The 16,531-nt window shown below is 61.6% G+C and carries 13 protein-coding genes; 9 read left to right on the top strand and 4 right to left on the bottom strand.

The window, feature by feature from the left end:
- Positions 1–111 precede the first annotated feature (111 nt).
- The gene (locus ACTIFE_RS03030) at positions 112–900 is read right to left on the bottom strand and encodes a GntR family transcriptional regulator (protein WP_439527692.1); all 789 of its coding nucleotides are present in this window, start codon (positions 898–900) and stop codon (positions 112–114) included.
- A 235-nt stretch (positions 901–1,135) separates the two neighbouring features.
- Between ACTIFE_RS03030 and ACTIFE_RS03035 the strand changes: the two genes are divergently transcribed.
- The 9 genes from ACTIFE_RS03035 to ACTIFE_RS03075 all read left to right on the top strand — a co-directional run bounded on the left by ACTIFE_RS03035 (position 1,136) and on the right by ACTIFE_RS03075 (position 12,420).
- Positions 1,136–2,521, top strand: a complete 1,386-nt coding sequence (locus ACTIFE_RS03035) for a glutamine synthetase family protein (protein WP_439527693.1) — start codon at positions 1,136–1,138, stop codon at positions 2,519–2,521.
- 227 nt (positions 2,522–2,748) lie between these two features.
- A complete protein-coding gene (locus ACTIFE_RS03040; RefSeq protein ID WP_439527815.1) occupies positions 2,749–3,834 on the top strand; it encodes a polyamine ABC transporter substrate-binding protein in 1,086 nt (361 codons plus the stop codon).
- Between the two features lie 118 nt (positions 3,835–3,952).
- A complete protein-coding gene (locus tag ACTIFE_RS03045; protein ID WP_439527694.1) occupies positions 3,953–5,110 on the top strand; it encodes an ABC transporter ATP-binding protein in 1,158 nt (385 codons plus the stop codon).
- Positions 5,111–5,136: 26 nt separating this feature from the next.
- Complete coding sequence (locus tag ACTIFE_RS03050) at positions 5,137–6,063, top strand: ABC transporter permease subunit (RefSeq protein ID WP_439527695.1); 927 nt, start codon at positions 5,137–5,139, stop codon at positions 6,061–6,063.
- A complete protein-coding gene (locus ACTIFE_RS03055) occupies positions 6,060–6,884 on the top strand; it encodes an ABC transporter permease (protein WP_439527696.1) in 825 nt (274 codons plus the stop codon). Before ACTIFE_RS03050 ends, ACTIFE_RS03055 begins: the two co-directional genes overlap by 4 nt.
- Before the next feature lie 239 nt (positions 6,885–7,123).
- Positions 7,124–8,266, top strand: coding sequence for a GNAT family N-acetyltransferase (locus tag ACTIFE_RS03060; protein ID WP_439527697.1), 1,143 nt, complete (start codon positions 7,124–7,126; stop codon positions 8,264–8,266).
- 262 nt (positions 8,267–8,528) lie between these two features.
- Positions 8,529–9,224: a CoA transferase subunit A gene (locus ACTIFE_RS03065; protein WP_439527698.1), complete on the top strand. Its 696-nt coding sequence runs from the start codon at positions 8,529–8,531 to the stop codon at positions 9,222–9,224.
- Between the two features lie 18 nt (positions 9,225–9,242).
- Positions 9,243–9,872, top strand: coding sequence for a CoA transferase subunit B (locus tag ACTIFE_RS03070; RefSeq protein ID WP_439527699.1), 630 nt, complete (start codon positions 9,243–9,245; stop codon positions 9,870–9,872).
- A gap of 397 nt (positions 9,873–10,269) precedes the next feature.
- Entirely contained in the window at positions 10,270–12,420 is a 2,151-nt protein-coding gene (locus tag ACTIFE_RS03075) for a putative bifunctional diguanylate cyclase/phosphodiesterase (RefSeq protein WP_439527700.1), read from the top strand.
- Here ACTIFE_RS03075 and ACTIFE_RS03080 read toward each other — a convergent pair.
- The 3 genes from ACTIFE_RS03080 to ACTIFE_RS03090 form a co-directional block, all read right to left on the bottom strand.
- Positions 12,396–14,141, bottom strand: a complete 1,746-nt coding sequence (locus ACTIFE_RS03080) for an ABC transporter permease (protein ID WP_439527701.1) — start codon at positions 14,139–14,141, stop codon at positions 12,396–12,398. The two genes, ACTIFE_RS03075 and ACTIFE_RS03080, sit on opposite strands and share 25 nt — an antisense overlap.
- 91 nt (positions 14,142–14,232) lie before the next feature.
- Positions 14,233–15,285, bottom strand: a complete 1,053-nt coding sequence (locus tag ACTIFE_RS03085; protein ID WP_439527702.1) for a Fe(3+) ABC transporter substrate-binding protein — start codon at positions 15,283–15,285, stop codon at positions 14,233–14,235.
- 165 nt (positions 15,286–15,450) lie between these two features.
- Complete coding sequence (locus tag ACTIFE_RS03090; protein WP_439527703.1) at positions 15,451–16,458, bottom strand: threonine dehydratase; 1,008 nt, start codon at positions 16,456–16,458, stop codon at positions 15,451–15,453.
- Positions 16,459–16,531: the final 73 nt, after the last annotated feature.

The following is a 16,531-nucleotide window of genomic DNA, read 5'->3' on the forward strand; positions in this document are numbered from 1 at the left end:
CTTGCGCCGGTCGGCCGCGCCGTCAAGGCGCGCTGCCACCGGAACTGTGCAAGGGCTGCCGCCTGCCGCGCGGGCCGAAGCGTTCCTTCAGGCTGATTTTGTGATCACAAATCAGAGTTCGTCAATCCCCTTCTGCGCCAAAGGGAGCTTCCGGGATTGCTCCGGCAGGGGCGCTGGGCCGGGAGTGGCCCGTTCGAGGAAGCTCATGCCTTCGCGGATGTCAGCGCGAATGGCGGTCGCAAAGGCCTCAGCATCCCGCCCCCGGATCGCCCGGATGGCTTCCTTGTGGTGATCTATGAGGATCGCGGTGCCGACCCGGCCATAGACCGTGCGCATATAGGGCGAGAACTGCAGCCACAGGCTTTCGACAAGGGGCAGCAACACGAGGGAGCGCGCTGCTGAATAGATCCGGAAGTGAAAGGCATGGTTGAGGCGCAGATACGCTTCCGGGTCGCCGGTGGCAATACTGACGTCCATCTTAAGATCGATCTCCTCCAACTCGCGCGCGGCTGTCCTGTCAAGGAACGGCAAGGCCCGAACAGCCAATTCCGGTTCCAGCAACACGCGAGCGGTCAGGATCTCGGCAAAGCGGCCTTCGGTCATTTCGGGCACCTGGACGCGCCCGCTCGGCTTCAGATACAGGGCATTTTCGGCTGCAAGGCGCTGGATCGCTTCGCGCACGGGCATCGGGCTGACGCCAAGCTCCTGCGCCAGTCCGCGCAGCGTGACGGCCTTTCCAGGGATGAAGCGGCCGGTGAGAAGGGCGGTCCTGAGGCTCTGTTCCACGTGGTCGCGGGCGAGGCGCCGCGAGGGGGAGGATGCCCCGGCAGAGGCGGCGGGGGCAGGGCCACGGGCAGGGTCACTGGTAGGGTCGGGGGGCTGGCTTGCGGCAGCGGACATGGGGCAAGGTCCTGAGGTTTCGGTCGGTGCGGCGGGTGCCGGAGCGCCGGGTCTTTGATGCAAGGCGGCTGTTCTGCCAGATCGCGGCGCAGCATCGAACTGTGTTCCGCTTCCTTGACAGCCATTCCCAGACGTGATCACATTTTGGTCGGTTTCGCAATTATCGAAAGCGCCGCAGCAACACCGGTCCCGTCGGGAACGGTCCGTGCTTCGGGCAGCCCTAAGGAGAGCCGACATGCAAACAGTCCCCCGCCAGACCTGGGTTCGCCCGGCCGACGAGGGCTGGGAAGAGGTGCTGGAAAGCTTCCTCGCCGAACATCCGGACATTGATACGTTCGAAGTCATCCTGCCCGATACCAATGGCGTGCTGCGTGGCAAATGGTTGCCCGGCAATGCCATCCGCAAAGTTTTCGAGGAAGGCGTTGCGTTGCCTTTCGCCCTGTTCGGTCTTGATGTCTGGGGCCGCGAGGTCGAGGAGACCGGCCTGCACATCGAGACCGGTGACATGGACGGCGTCTGCTGGCCGATCGCCCGGACACTCAAGATCGTGCCCTGGACCGAGCGCAAGACGGCGCAGGTGTTGATGCACATGTATGACCGCGCCGGCAGCCCGTTCCTGATCGATCCGCGCCACGTCCTTGCCCGCATGACAGACAAGCTCGCCGAACATGGGCTGTCGGGCACGTCGGCCTTCGAGATGGAGTTCTATCTGTTCGAGGAGAGCGACAGTGACTGGAGCGGCCCGCCGAAGCCGGTGTTCTCCACGCATCTGGGGCCGGCGCGCCAGAACATGTATGCTCTGTCGGATCTGGAATCGCTGATGCCGCTGGTCGACGAGATCCGCGCCGGCGCGGAGTTGCAGGGGATCCTTGCAGATGCCGCCGTCTCGGAAGCAGCTCCCGGCCAGTTCGAGCTCAACCTGCACCATCGCAATGACCCGCTGATGGCTGCTGACGATGCTGTCCTGCTGCGCCGGCTGGTGGCTGGCGTGGCGCGCAAGCACAAGCTGAAGGCGTCCTTCATGGCCAAGCCTTTTGCGGAATGGCCCGGAAGCGGCATGCATGTGCACGTGTCCATGGAGGACGCGACCGGCAACATCTTCGCCGACCCGGTGCATGGCGAGACACGGCTGTTGCATGCGATCGCCGGCCTGATCGACACCATGCCGCAGTCGCTGTTGCTTTACATCTGCTCGTTCAACGGGTTTCGCCGCATGCAGCCGGGCTCCTATGCCCCGACCTCGATCTGCTGGGGCTATGACAACCGCTCCGTCGCCTTGCGGGTCCCGGCCAGCAAGCCGTCGGCCTCCCGCATCGAGCACCGGATTGCCGGCGCCGACGCCAATCCGTATCTGGTGTTGACCGGAGTGCTCGCGGGCATGCTTGAGGGGATCAAGGCCCAGGCTGAGCCGCCCCCACCGGTGGAAGGCAATGCCTATGAGAAGGGCTTCAAGCGTCTGACCCCGTGGATGGATGAGGCGATTGATGCCTTCGTGGCTTCCGAGCGCATGAAGGAGGCTGTGGGCGCGCATATGCACAAGGTGCTCAGTGACATCAAGCGCGAGGAACTCAACGCGTTTGGCCGCGAAATTTCGTCACTTGAGCGCCAGACGTATCTTTGACGGAACGTTTTGAACAAGGGAAGGGCCGGGCGTGCCTGAAAAAACATCACGGCCCCTCCAACCAACTGTTGAGCCTGCAGGAATTCGCTTTTAGTCTCAGCTTCGGATGTCGCATCTGTGTCGCTGAAACTGGACCTAAGGACGTTGAAAAGAGTCTGCCGGGATCTGCGGCGCGAGGGGCTGGCGATCGTCAACCAGACAGGTGTGGAGTGGAGACGAGAAGCATGTTGAAGACTTTTCTCATGGGCGCTGCGGCGCTTGCAGTCATCGCGGGCCCTGCGCTCGCTCAGGAACGTGTTGTAAACGTATACAACTGGTCCGATTACATTGATGATGCGATCCTTGAGGACTTCACCAAGGAAACCGGCATCAAGGTGAACTATTCGGTCTTCGACAGCAACGAGATGCTGGAGACCAAGCTGCTTGCCGGTGGCACGGGCTATGACGTCGTCGTCCCGACCGGCACCTTCCTCGGCCGCCAGATCCAGGCCGGCGTGTTCCAGAAGCTGGACAAGTCCAAGCTGACCAACAGCAAGCACATGTGGAAGGAAATCGAAGCCCGCCTGTCGAAATATGACCCGGGCAACGAATACGCCATTAACTACATGTGGGGCACGACCGGCATCGGCTACAACGTCGAGAAGATCAAGGAGCGCATGCCGGATGCGCCGGTCAACTCCTGGGACATGTTCTTCAAGCCGGAAGTCGTGTCGAAATTCGCCGATTGCGGCATTTTCGTTCTCGACACGCCGGAGGAAATCATCCCGGCAGCGCTGAACTATCTCGGCCTTGATCCGGACAGCAACAACGCCGAGGACATCGAGAAGGCCGGCGAACTGCTGGTGTCGATCAAGCCGTATATCCGCAAGTTTCATTCCTCGGAGTACATCAACGCTCTGGCGAACGGTGACATCTGCATGGCTGTCGGCTGGTCCGGTGACATCCTCCAGGCGCGTGACCGCGCTGCGGAGGCCAACAACGGCGTGACCGTGCAGTACACCATTCCGCAAGAAGGTGCGCTGATGTGGTTCGACAACATGGCGATCCCGGCTGACGCCAAGAACGTCGCCGAGGCGCATGAGTTCCTCAACTACATCATGCGTCCGGAAGTGGCTGCTAAGGCCTCCAACTTCGTGTTCTACGCCAATGGCAACAAGGATAGCCAGGCGCTGCTGAACAAGGAAGTCTTCGAGGATACAGCGATTTATCCGGACGAGACCACCGTGCAGAAGCTCTACACGGTCTCGACCAAGGACGCGAAACTGAACCGGGTTCAGAACCGCGTCTGGACGAAGGTCAAGAGCGGAAGCTGACCTAGCGCGGGCCCGGTCAAACCGGGCCCGCTCACATCAGGGGGCGCCGCGGCACGGGTGGACGGCTCGCCATTGGCGAGCAGCCGGAGCCGCTGGCGGGTTTGCGAGGGGATGGATTTTGGCCAAGAAACCCGTTGGACCGGTGCGTCGGGCCTTTGCGCCCTGGGAGAACCCGCAATCCGTTCCTTTTATCGAATTTCGCAATGTTACCAAGCGGTTCGGCGACTTTGTCGCCGTCAACAACCTCAGCCTGAAGATCTACGAGCGCGAGTTCTTCGCCCTGCTCGGCGGATCTGGCTGCGGCAAGACGACCATGATGCGCATGCTCGCCGGCTTCGAGACGCCGACCGAAGGCGAGATCTTTCTGGACGGGCAGTCGCTCGCCGGTGTCCCGCCGTATCGCCGTCCGGCCAACATGATGTTCCAGTCCTATGCCCTGTTCCCGCATATGAGCGTGGAGGCCAACATTGCGTTTGGTCTCAAGCAGGATGGCATGGCAAAGGACAAGATGGCCGAGCGCGTCGCCGAGATGCTGCGCCTGACCAAGCTGGAGAAATTCGCCAAGCGCAAGCCGCACCAGTTGTCCGGTGGCCAGCGCCAGCGCGTTGCGCTCGCCCGCTCGCTGGCAAAGCGTCCGAAAGTTCTGCTGCTCGACGAACCGCTCGGCGCGCTTGATCGCAAGCTGCGCGAGGAGACCCAGTTCGAACTCATGAACCTGCAGGAAGAGCTGAAGATGACCTTCCTCGTCGTCACCCACGACCAGGAAGAGGCCATGACCATGGCCGACCGGATCGCGGTGATGGACGCGGGCGAGATCATCCAGGTGGCAACACCCGGTGAAATCTATGAAATGCCGAATTCCCGCTTCGTGGCCGACTTTATCGGCGACATCAACCTGATCGAGGCCCGGGTAACGGCCAAGGTCGAAGGCGGAACGCTGCTGCGGGCTGTCGATGCCTGGGGCGGCTTTGACATCGACACGATCCAGGAGACCTCCGCAGCAGTCGGCGATACCGTCTGGTATGCCATCCGCCCGGAAAAGATGCAGATCGAAGTCGGCCAGGCCGGGGCGCCGGCCGTGAACACCGTCGGGGCCGAAGTCTGGGACATCGCCTACCTTGGCGACGTTTCGATCTATCACTCGCGCCTCGGGGATGCGCAGACCCTGCGTTCGACCGTCACCAACCGCACCCGCCTCGTCGAGCGGCCGATTGCCTGGGATGATCATGTGGTCCTGTGCTGGGCCCGCGATGCCGGCGTCATTCTCACCGCCTGACGGCCGATCCGGAAAGGGAATGTGCCATGGAAACAATCGGTGCGGACAAGGTGAAGGCAAGACTGGGACGCCTCTTCGTGATCGGCGTGCCTTTCCTGTGGCTGTTGGTGCTGTTCCTGGCGCCCTTCTTCATCGTCTTCAAGATTTCGCTGTCGGAAATCGCCGTCGCCATCCCGCCCTATGCCCCGACTTTCGACTGGTCGGCCGGCGTGAGCGGTTTCTTCGAGACGCTGTCCGGCTTCAGTTTCGCCAATTACGTCTGGCTGACTGAAGATGATCTTTATTGGCGCTCCTACCTGTCCAGTGTCGTCATCGCCGGCACCTCGACGCTGCTGACCCTGCTGGTCGGCTATCCGATTGCCTATGGCATGGCACGCAGCCCGAAAGCCTGGCGTCCGACCTTGCTGATGCTTGTGATCCTGCCATTCTGGACCTCGTTCCTGATCCGCGTCTATGCCTGGATCGGCATCCTCAAGAATGAGGGTCTTCTGAACCAGTTGCTGCTGGCCCTTGGCGTGATCAGCGAGCCGCTGATCATCCTCAACACCAACTCGGCGGTCTATATCGGCATTGTTTATTCTTATCTGCCGTTCCTGGTGCTGCCGCTCTATGCGAGCCTCGAGAAGATGGACGAGTCCCTGCTTGAAGCCGCGCAGGATCTTGGCTGCCCGCCCTGGAAGGCGTTCTGGACCATCACGTTCCCGCTGTCCTTGCCGGGTGTGGTCGCCGGGTGTTTCCTGGTCTTCATTCCGGCGGTCGGCGAGTTCGTGATCCCGGATCTGCTGGGCGGGTCGGAGACCCTGATGATCGGCAAGACATTGTGGATGGAGTTCTTCAACAACCGTGACTGGCCGGTCTCCTCGGCTGTGGCCGTCGTGCTCCTGCTCATCCTCGTGGTTCCCATCGTGCTGTTCCAGCATTACCAGCACAAAGCAGCGGAGAAGGCGGCATGAGGACGGGCCCTTCCTGGTTCAACATCACCTCTATCGTGCTCGGTTTTGCGTTCCTGTATCTGCCGATCCTGATCCTGGTGGTCTTCTCGTTCAACGAATCCCGTCTCGTGACCGTCTGGGGCGGGTTCTCGACAAAGTGGTACGTTGCACTCCTGAACAATGATCAGTTGCTGGAGTCTGCTTTCGTGTCGCTGCGGGTGGCGTTCCTGTCGGCGACGCTGGCGACCGTGCTCGGAACAATGGCTGCCCTGGTCCTGGTCCGTATCGGCCGCTTCCGGGGCCGGACCTTGTTTTCCGGCATGATCTACGCACCGCTGGTGATGCCCGAAATCATCCTCGGCCTGTCGTTCCTGCTGCTGTTCGTGGCCATTGACCAGCCGCGCGGTTTCTGGACGATCATCATCTCGCATACCACCTTCGCCATGTGTTTTGTCGCGGTGGTGGTGCAGTCGCGGCTCGTCGGTTTTGATCGTTCACTGGAAGAGGCCGCGCTGGATCTGGGATGCCCGCCGGCCCGGACCTTCTTTGTCATCACCCTGCCGCTGATCCTGCCGGGCGTGATCGCCGGCTGGATGCTGGCCTTCACGCTGTCGCTGGATGATCTTGTGATCTCGAGCTTCACCACCGGCCCTGGCGCGACAACGCTACCGATGAAAATCTACTCCCAGGTGCGCCTTGGCGTGACACCGGAAATCAATGCAGCCTGTACCATCCTGGTTGGTATTGTGACCGTTGCCGTCGTCATCGCGTCGCTGGCAACACGGCGCCAGGAGATGCTCCGTGAGCGGGATGAACGCCGCGCAGCTGCCGCTACCGGTTGAGCGCTGCCTGGAAAATGTTCTGAGACAGAAAACCCGCCGATGCGTTGCATCTGGCGGGTTTTTCTTTGTCTGCGCGTTTCCACGGGGATTCAGCGAAATAGTTCGGGCATCAAGCATTGATAAAGACATCAAGGCTAGGGTGTTGTTGAGTGCTCTTGAGCACGTACCGGTTGCATTTTCGTGACAGGTGGCGTGCAGGGGCGACCATGCAACTTCGTGCCCCGGATTGTCGCGTGCCCATGTACAGATTACCGGATGCTGGTAACAGGCTGATCAGCCGGCTGCACAGAGACCCGGACCGCGCTTTTCTCGACACGCTCTGGCACGCCCTGCCGGGCGGTGCCGTTTCAACGCCGTTTCAGACGCCGGCGGTGCTTTCCACGATGGCGGAACATGTCTTTGCCGCTCAAGGCGCAGAGCTCCGGATTGTCGAGGTCTGCGAGGCCAGCACTAGCCAGTCCGTGATGCTGATACCTCTGGTCGTGTTCCGGCGTGGCCCGGTCAAGATGGGCGGTATTCCGGACTTCGGCCTCGTGGACCAATGCGCCCCTGTTCTGGCCGGCGACATCGAGCTGGATGACACGCTCACCGACCTGCTATGGGGATTTGTCGAGGATGCCCTTTCTGACGTCGACCTGATCGATGTGAAAAAGGTCCCGCCGCGCATTGCCGGTCGCCCGAACCCGCTGCATGCCCTGCCGACCGAACTCGTGCAGGATCCGATCTATGCGCTCGACCTGACGGCGGGCGAGGGACCGGGCGGTTGGCGCCGCAAGCACGTCTACAAGGAAGCGCGCGGCAAGTACCGCAAGCTGGAGGCTGCTGGCATCCATTTTGTCGAGGCACGGTCTGAACAAGACCGTATCTTTGTTCTCGATCAGCTCCGGCTGCAGCGGCAACACCGCTTCGAGGAAAAGCAGTGGTATAATACCCTCGAAGAAGAGCCGGCGCAGTCCAGTTATATCGACAGTCTCTTGCGTGAATATGGCCCGGACTGTCCGTTACGTCTGTTTGCCCTCAGGGACGAGACCCGCGTTGCCGGGGCCATTTGTGCGCTGTCTCGAGGCAGCGCATTGTCCGCCATGCTGATCTCCATGGGTGGTGAGGAATGGCGCCGCTTCTCGCCCGGCCTTGTCCTGTTTGCGCGGTTGATCGACTGGGCCGGCCAGAATGGCTTCACCGAACTGTGCTTTGGCTCTGGCGTCCAGTTCTACAAGACCCGCTTCGGCGGCGACCCCTGGCCGATCCACGCCTATGCCCGCCCCCTGACGACGGCGGGGACTGCCTATCTGGCTTTGCGGCGGCTCAAGGCAATTGCGCGCCGGCTGCGCGACGAGACGGCACGCCTTTCGGCACCCGGGGCGCCTGCGCAAAGTGCCTGAGGCACGAACGAACCGGACGCCTTGTTTTCCAGGGATACAAGACGTGTCACTGCCCGCCAGCGGAGACCTGTTCAATTGTGCTATCCCGCCTTCAGACAGTTGACGTGGGCGGAAAATACCGGTCTTGTTGCGTCGCAACCTGACCGCGGCGTCATGTCGGTGTGGTGGCCGGGCCTGGGCGGGAGGAGCAGCCTTCCAGGTGTCAGCCCGGTCGCGCGCGTCGGTCGCGACGCCTGTTCCGGTCGGTTTTGAGGAGACAACGATGAACAAGGTATACCCGAACGCAAAGGCCGCGCTGGATGGCCTTGTGTTTGACGGAATGACCATCATGGCCGGTGGTTTCGGCCTGTGCGGGATCCCCGAGAACCTGATCGTCGCCCTGCGCGACAGCGGCGTGACGGGCGTGACGGCGATATCCAACAACGCCGGCGTGGACGATTTCGGCCTCGGCCTGCTGCTGCAGACGCGCCAGATCCGCAAGATGGTCTCGTCTTATGTGGGTGAGAATGCCACGTTCGAGAAGCAGTACCTGAACGGCGAACTCGAACTTGAATTCAACCCGCAGGGCACGCTGGCCGAGCGCATCCGCGCTGGCGGCGCCGGCATTCCGGGCTTCTACACCAAGACCGGTGTGGGCACGCTGATCGCCGAAGGCAAGGAACACAAGCAGTTCAACGGCGAGACCTTCATCCTCGAAACCGGGCTTGTGTCGGACCTGTCGCTGGTCAAGGCCTGGAAGGCCGACAAGGAAGGCAACCTCGTCTATCGCAAGACGGCGCGGAACTTCAATCCGATGATGGCGACCGCCGGCAAGGTGACGGTTGTCGAAGTCGAGGAACTGGTCGAGATCGGAGATCTTGATCCGGACCAGATCCACACTCCGGGCATCTTCGTTGACCGCATCGTGGTCGGCACCTTCGAAAAGCGCATCGAAAAGCGCACCACCCGCGCCGCCTGAAGCCGAGGAGACTGAGCAATGGCCTGGACTCGTGACGAAATGGCCCAGCGGGCCGCGCAGGAACTGGAAGACGGTTTCTACGTCAACCTTGGCATCGGCATCCCGACGCTGGTGTCCAACTACATCCCCGAAGGCGTCCACGTGACGCTGCAGTCGGAGAACGGCATGCTCGGCATGGGGCCGTTCCCGACCGATGACGAAGTCGACGCCGACCTCATCAACGCCGGCAAGCAGACGATCACCGAGCTGCCGCAGACCTCGTATTTCTCCTCCGCCGACAGCTTTGGCATGATCCGTGGTGGCCACATCGATCTGTCGATCCTGGGTGCTATGGAAGTGTCGGAGACGGGCGATCTCGCCAACTGGATGATCCCGGGCAAGATGGTCAAGGGCATGGGCGGCGCGATGGACCTCGTGGCCGGGGTCAAGCGCGTGGTTGTCATCATGGACCACGCGTCCAAGGCGGGCGAAAGCAAGCTGCTGAAAGCCTGCACCCTGCCGCTGACTGGTGTTGGCTGTGTCGACCGCATCATCACCAATCTCGGTGTGTTTGATGTTACCCCTGACGGCTTGAAAGTTGTCGAGCTGGCCAAGGACGTAACCGAAGATGAAGTGAAGGCGGCCACAGAAGCCTCCCTCAAGTTCTGATTCTGTATTCAGGCGGATCAATTAATTGATCCGCCTGAATTTCTTCTTGACGTAACGGATAGTTTGTTTGATCGAATTGCACTATTTCCGGAATTGGATGTTTTGAATTTCTGGAATTTGTTCCGTTTTGGATCGCTTTCAGACTTCTGGTATCTGGCTTGAGCGACTGCCGGTTAACTTATATTTGCCGGCAACATTTTTTCTGCCGTGCTTTTATGCCTCGAACAGGCAGCTCTCCACGGCATTAAATTAGCCAGCTCATTGTCCTGCCTGGTTTACGGGCTTCGATTGATTTGCTGCGCTGCGTCAATCGGGCCGACATGATTTTCTGCCATGACATGCCGGCACGGATCGCATCACGCGATCAGGGGGGCATATGCGGAAACAACTGGCGAGATTGAAGATTTGGGCCCTGCGGCGGGCATCGGGCCTTCGCACGCGCTTCACCTTCTTCGTTGTCTCCCTTTGTGCCATCATGATCGTCATCATGGTCGGAACGGCCAGCTATCTCGACTATCGCGACGAGGAAACCAAGTCGCTCGCCAACGTCCAGGCGATTGCCAATACCGTCAGCCGGTTGGCGACGCCGCAACTTGCCAATCACCACTATCTCATCCTGGCCCAGGAACTGGAGAGCATCGCCGCCAGCGGCATGATCACGGTTGCCAAGGTTTATGATCCCAGGCGCACGATCCTGATCGATTCCGATCCGGCCACCAGCCTGTTCGACCGTGTTCCCATTGATCCGCTGCTGCTGCAGACAATCGAGACCTCCCAACCGATCGAAGAGGTCGATGGGCCCCTTGTCCAGGTGGCGATGCCGGTCTGGAGCCGTGACGGGCGTGTTGTTGCCGGTGCCGTCCTTGTCAGTGCGCGTCATCCGGAGCTTTTCGAGATCCTGTCCCGGATCTGGCAACGCAATGCCGCAGTCGCTGCGATGTTGCTCGCGATGGCTGTTCCCGTGGTGCTGAAGTTTGGCAACGGGTTCCTGAAGCCGATCAAACACTTGACCAATGTTGCCCATCAGATCAGTGCGGGCGACTTCAGTACCCGGTTTCCGGTGGAGCGCATCGATGAGATCGGCGTTCTTGCGCGCGCTTACAGCAACATGGTCGATGAAATCCGTTCCAACATGGAGCAGATCAACAAGCTCGCCTTCATGGACGGCGTCACAGGCCTGCCGAACCGGGAATTCTTCCGTCAGCATTTCCAGCGCTGGCAACTCCTGTCAGATGGCAGCCCGCGCCGGATGGCGGTCCTGTTCATCGACCTCGACCGGTTCAAGCGGGTCAATGACAGTTTCGGCCATGACTACGGCGACCTGCTTCTCGGGCAGATTGCCGAGCGGTTTGAAGCGATCCTGCTTGGGCCACAGATGCAGGTGCGTCCTGGCGCCTTGCCGCATGGACCGCTGCGCCGCATGGCACGCTTTGGCGGCGACGAGTTTGCGCTGATCATTCCTCTGCATGAGCCGGGGTATGGCGAAGCCACGTCGCTTGCCGAAAAGCTGTTGCATGCGGTGGAAACGCCGTGCCGTGTCAATGGACAGGAACTGTCGGTTGGTGCGAGCATCGGCATTGCCGTCTATCCGGACGATGGTGCTGACATGTCCGCGATCCTCAAGCATGCGGACATTGCGATGTACGCGGCCAAGGCTGCCGGCGGAAACGCGCTGCGTATCTTCAATCGCACGGACGGCGATGTCGAGGCCCGCGAACGGCTGCGCATGGAAACGGAACTGCGGGTCGCGCTGGCCAGTGACCAGATTACGATTTTCTTTCAGCCCAAGGTCGATTGTGCCGGCGGCAAGGTAACGGGCGCTGAAGTGCTTGCGCGTTGGAACCATCCGAAGCGCGGCCTGCTGGCTCCTGTTGCCTTCATCGAAATCGCCGAGGAGACTGGCCTGATCCTGCGACTGGGGGACAGGGTGCTTGAACTGGCCTGTCGCCAGGGGCGCGAATGGATTGATGCGGGCCACCCCTTGCCGCTCGCTGTCAATGTCTCAACGCGCCAATTGGAATGGTCGGGTTATACCGACCGCGTTCTGGGAATTCTGCGGGATACCGGCTTTCCGCCCGAGATGCTGGAACTGGAACTCACCGAGACCGTGGCCATGGCCAATCCGGATCTTGTATGCGCGGCGACCCAGCGGTTGCGCGCAGCGGGTATCCGCTTTGCGATCGATGACTTTGGCACGGGCTATTCGAGCCTTGCCCACCTGCAGAACCTGCCCTTCGACACCCTCAAGATTGACCGCTCCTTCATTGCCGGCACCGGTGAGGAGGGGCGGCATCAGCGGATCGTCGAGACCATTCTGGTGATGGCCCGCAATCTGAACTACGAAGTGGTTGCAGAGGGCGTGGAGACGCAGGAGCAACTGGAGTTCCTGCGGGCTTGCGGTTGCAAGACGGCGCAAGGATACCTCTTCAGCATGCCGATGGCTGCGTCAATGTTTGCTGCCTGGCGTCAGCCGTTCCTCGGCGCGACCAAGCCGGTGGCGCCCCTTGACAGCGCCCGGTTGGCTCAGGCCCGACCGACCGCCGTCTGATCCGTGCTGGCGGACGTCCGGCGCGACACCGCATCCCGGTAGGTACGGGCACTGGTTCGCGCCAGCAGGATGACCGGCACCAGCCCGACAAGAACAATGGTCAGGGCCGGCAGGGCGGCATCCTCGAAGGCCTCGCGCGATGCGGCCTCGAAGACGGTTGTTGCCAATGTGTCGAAGTTGAACGGCCGCAACAGGATGGTCGCAGGCAGTTCCTTCATGCAGTCGACAAAAGTGATGAGCAGCCCCGACAACAGCACCGGCTTCAGCAGCGGCAGGTGCACCTCTGCAAGAATGCGGGTCGCGCGCCGGCCCAGGGTCTGGGCCGCCATGTCGAGATGCGGAGATATCTTGCTGAATCCATCCTCGACCTGTCCATGTGCCACTGCCAGGAAACGCGCGGTATAGGCATAGACAAGCCCGGCGCCTGATCCGAGCAACAAGAGCCCCGTGCCGAACCCGAACATCTGCTTCATGATGGCATCAAGGCCGTTGTCGAAGCGGGCAAGCGGAATGAGAATGCCGACCGCCAGAACAGTGCCCGGCACAGCATAGCCGACCGCGGCAATCCGGGAGGCGAGCCGCAAACGGCCCGACTTGCGCAATCGAACAGCGTAGACAAGCACCACCGCCAGCGTGACGATGACCAGGCTGGCGATGATGGCCAACAGGGTACTGTTCCCCGCAGCCCTCAGGAAAGCCGGGTCTGCGAGCATCTCCAGCCGGCGGCTGGAGCGCTCGGCCAAGAGGCTTGCCGGGACAACGAAACCCAGGAACACCGGCAGTGCACAGGCAAGCATGGCCCCCCCTGCGCGCCATCCGGTCAGGCGGTAGGGTGTTGGGGCGTGGTGCTTGCCGCGCGACTGGTCAAACCGTTGCCGCGCCCTTGCGTGCCGTTCCAGAGTGAGCAGCACAAAGACGACGACCAGCATGGCGCAGGCGAGCTGTGCGGCTCCGGTCAGGTTCGAGCGGTTGAGCCAGGTGTCATAAATTGAGAAGGTCAGCGTCTTGACGCCGAAGAAGGTGACCGCGCCGATATCATTGAGGCATTCCATCAGCGCCAGTGACACGCCAACGGCGATGGCCGGGCGCGACAGGGGTAACGCCACCCTGGCGAACACCCGGAACGGGCCGGCGCCAAGGGTACGGGCGACATCCAGCGTGCCGGCGGACTGCAGCAGGAAACTCGCCCGTGCTGTCAGGTAGACATACGGGTAGAGCACGGCCGACATCACGAAAATCGCCCCGCCCAGCGAGCGTAACTCTGGGAACCAGTAGTCCCGCGCCGAGGTGAAGCCGAACACGGACCGGATCGCGGATTGCACCGGACCGGAATATTGCAGCACTTCCACATAGGCGATGGCGATGATGTAGGTCGGCACCGCCAGTGGCACCAGAAGCGCCCAGTCGAACAGACCCCTGCCCGGAAAGCGGCACATGGTGACGAGCCAGGCTGTCGAGACCCCGGTTATCGTCGTGACAAGCCCGACGCCCAGCATCAGCAGGAAGGTTGTCTTGAGCGATCCTGGCAGGACGGTCGTGAGCAGATGGCCCCACACCCCGTCTGACGAGCCTGAAGCCAGTACGCCAAGCGAGATCAGCGGCATCAGGACGATAGCTGCCGCAATCCAGGCCAGCCCTTGCCATAGCCGGTCACCGGTCCGGGCCGGCATCACGCCGGCGGACATGCGGGGCTGAACAGGGGAGGGGGAGGCATTCGTCATCGTCCTGCCATAAGCCTGCTGCGGCCTTCAAATGCAAGAGGGCGCCGCGATGGTTTCGCGGCGCCCGGAATTGACAGGTTCAGTTCAGGTCTCAGCTGGCCGGACCATCATCGAAGCGGACCTTGTCGACCAGTTCGCTGGCAGCCTTGCGGTTCTTGGCCATTTCGGCCAGCGGCAGGGTGTCAGCCTTCAGCGTGCCGAAGGACTTGACCAGATCCGAAGGCTCGGTGCCCGGGGTGACCGGGTACTCGTGGCTTGCTTCGGCATAGATCTGCTGCGCCTTCGGGGTCGACAGGAACTCGACCAGCTTCAGCGCATTGTCCTTGTTCGGGGCATTCTTGGCCATGACGATGCCGGCGATGTTCACCTGGGTGCCGCGATCAGCCGCATTCGGGAACAGGATCTTGGCCGAAGCGGCCCATTCCTTCTGTTCCGGCTCCTTCTCGTTCGTCATCATTGCACCCATGTAATAGGTGTTGCCGAGCGAGATGTCGCATTCGCCGTTCTTGATGCCCTGCACCTGGCTGCGGTCGTTGCCGGCCGGCTTGCGGGCAAGGTTGTCACGCAGGCCAACGAGCCACTTTTCGGTCTCTTCAGCGCCTTTGTTGGCGATCATCGAGGCGACGAGGCCGATGGTGTAGACGTGCTGGCCCGAGCGGGTGCAGATCTTGCCCTTCCACTTCGGATCGGCAAGTTCCTCATACGTGATCGTGTCCTGCTGGACGCGGTCCTTGGAGGCATAGATCACGCGCGCGCGCGTCGTCAGGCCGACCCAATGGCCTTCCGGATCCAGATAGGTCGCGGGAATGTTTTCCTTGACGACATCGGACACGATCGGCTGGGTAATGCCGGCCTGCTTGGCGCCATCGAGGCGGCCAATGTCAACCGTCAGCAGCACGTCGGCCGGAGAATTTGCGCCCTCGGCAGCGATACGTTCTTCAAGGCCCTCGTTGGCGAAGATCACGTTGGTCTTCACGCCGGTTTCAGCGGTAAAAGCGTCCAGAAGCGGCTGGATCAGCGTCGGCTGGCGGTAGGAATAGATGTTCACTTCACCGTCAGCGAGCGCAGCAGGAGCGGCAACGGCCACGAAGGTGGTCGCCAGCAGCGCGCGGCGGGCGAGGGTCGAAAGTGCATTGAACGCCATGATATCCTCCAGTCGGCAGGGGTAAAGGCCCTGGGAACCCTGTCCTCGATGAGAGGACAGTACGGGCGGATATATGAGTGTAACGTTCCGGAAAGTCAAGAAAACTTGAGAAATCAATAGTTTAGAATTATTGTAATGTGAATATGAGTAAAACATGCAGGTTTTTCAGTCAGTTCCGGCTGGCTCCGCCAATGGCTTGGGCCGACCGGGCAGCGGCGTGCCGCCGGCAAGAATGTCGACCATCCAGTCCCGGTCGATGTTCTGTCCGGTCAGAACGACCCCGGCCTTGCGGCCCGCCATCTTGTCCTTCTCCTGCATCAGTGCAGCGAGCGCTGCCGCGCCTGCGCCCTCGGCCAGGTTATGCGTTGCCCGGAACAGAAGCCGCGTGGCGCGGCCGATGTCGTGGTCGCTGACCCTGAGGATCCGTGAGGCTCCGCCGCGGATCACGGCCAGGGCAATGGGATCAGCGACGCGAACCGCCATGCCGTCGGCGAAGCTGAACGCGGCCCCTGTGTCGCGGATCTGGCCGGTTTCGAACGCGGTCGCGTAGCCGTCGAACCGGTCCGAAACAACGCCGACCACTTCAGTCTTCAGCCCGAGCGCGTCACGGGCGGAAATCATGCCGCAGATGCCCGACCCAAGCCCGATCGGCACATAGACGGCATCAAGACGCGGAAAGGCCCGGAGAAACTCGAGCGCATAGCTGGCAACGCCGGCGACAAGGTCGGCCTGGAACGAGGCGACAAAGGTCAAGCGCCGCGACTGCTGCTGCTCGATGGCGTGGGATTTCGCCGCATCGAAGTCCTCGCCGAACTCGATCAGTTCGGCACCGAGCGCCCGCATGGCGGCGTTCTTCTCCTTCGAATTGCCTTTCGGGACGACGATGGTGCAGGTCAGGCCAAACTGGCGGGCCGCGAAGGCGAGGCTCTGGCCATGGTTGCCTCGTGTCGCTGAAATCACGCCGCTGCCGGCCGGAAGTTGTTGCGCCAGCCGAGCCAGATGGACGAGCCCGCCGCGGACCTTGAAGGCACCGACCGGCGTATGATTCTCGTGCTTGACGGCGACCTCTGCCCCGACCGCCTCTGACAAAAGGGGCCAGACATACTGCGGCGTTGGCGGCATATGACGATAGACGATGCGGGCGGCGTCTTCAAGGGCGGCAAGGGTCAGCATGAAACAACCGTCCAGTCGGGGCTTGGCAACAAGATCCGCCAACCCTAGCCAATCGGGCTTGCGCCGGGAAGGT

Source organism: Pannonibacter sp. (genome assembly GCF_051860505.1).
Lineage (GTDB): Bacteria > Pseudomonadota > Alphaproteobacteria > Rhizobiales > Stappiaceae > Pannonibacter.

What these genes read in the sequence shown, in the direction of transcription:
- ACTIFE_RS03030 (WP_439527692.1), bottom strand. Translation starts at nt 900, where the DNA reads ATGTCCGCTGCCGCAAGCCAGCCCCCCGACCCTACCAGTGACCCTGCC.
- ACTIFE_RS03035 (WP_439527693.1), top strand. Translation starts at nt 1,136, where the DNA reads ATGCAAACAGTCCCCCGCCAGACCTGGGTTCGCCCGGCCGACGAGGGC.
- ACTIFE_RS03050 (WP_439527695.1), top strand. Translation starts at nt 5,137, where the DNA reads ATGGAAACAATCGGTGCGGACAAGGTGAAGGCAAGACTGGGACGCCTC.
- ACTIFE_RS03055 (WP_439527696.1), top strand. Translation starts at nt 6,060, where the DNA reads ATGAGGACGGGCCCTTCCTGGTTCAACATCACCTCTATCGTGCTCGGT.
- ACTIFE_RS03060 (WP_439527697.1), top strand. Translation starts at nt 7,124, where the DNA reads ATGTACAGATTACCGGATGCTGGTAACAGGCTGATCAGCCGGCTGCAC.
- ACTIFE_RS03065 (WP_439527698.1), top strand. Translation starts at nt 8,529, where the DNA reads ATGAACAAGGTATACCCGAACGCAAAGGCCGCGCTGGATGGCCTTGTG.
- ACTIFE_RS03070 (WP_439527699.1), top strand. Translation starts at nt 9,243, where the DNA reads ATGGCCTGGACTCGTGACGAAATGGCCCAGCGGGCCGCGCAGGAACTG.
- ACTIFE_RS03080 (WP_439527701.1), bottom strand. Translation starts at nt 14,141, where the DNA reads ATGACGAATGCCTCCCCCTCCCCTGTTCAGCCCCGCATGTCCGCCGGC.
- ACTIFE_RS03085 (WP_439527702.1), bottom strand. Translation starts at nt 15,285, where the DNA reads ATGGCGTTCAATGCACTTTCGACCCTCGCCCGCCGCGCGCTGCTGGCG.
- ACTIFE_RS03090 (WP_439527703.1), bottom strand. Translation starts at nt 16,458, where the DNA reads ATGCTGACCCTTGCCGCCCTTGAAGACGCCGCCCGCATCGTCTATCGT.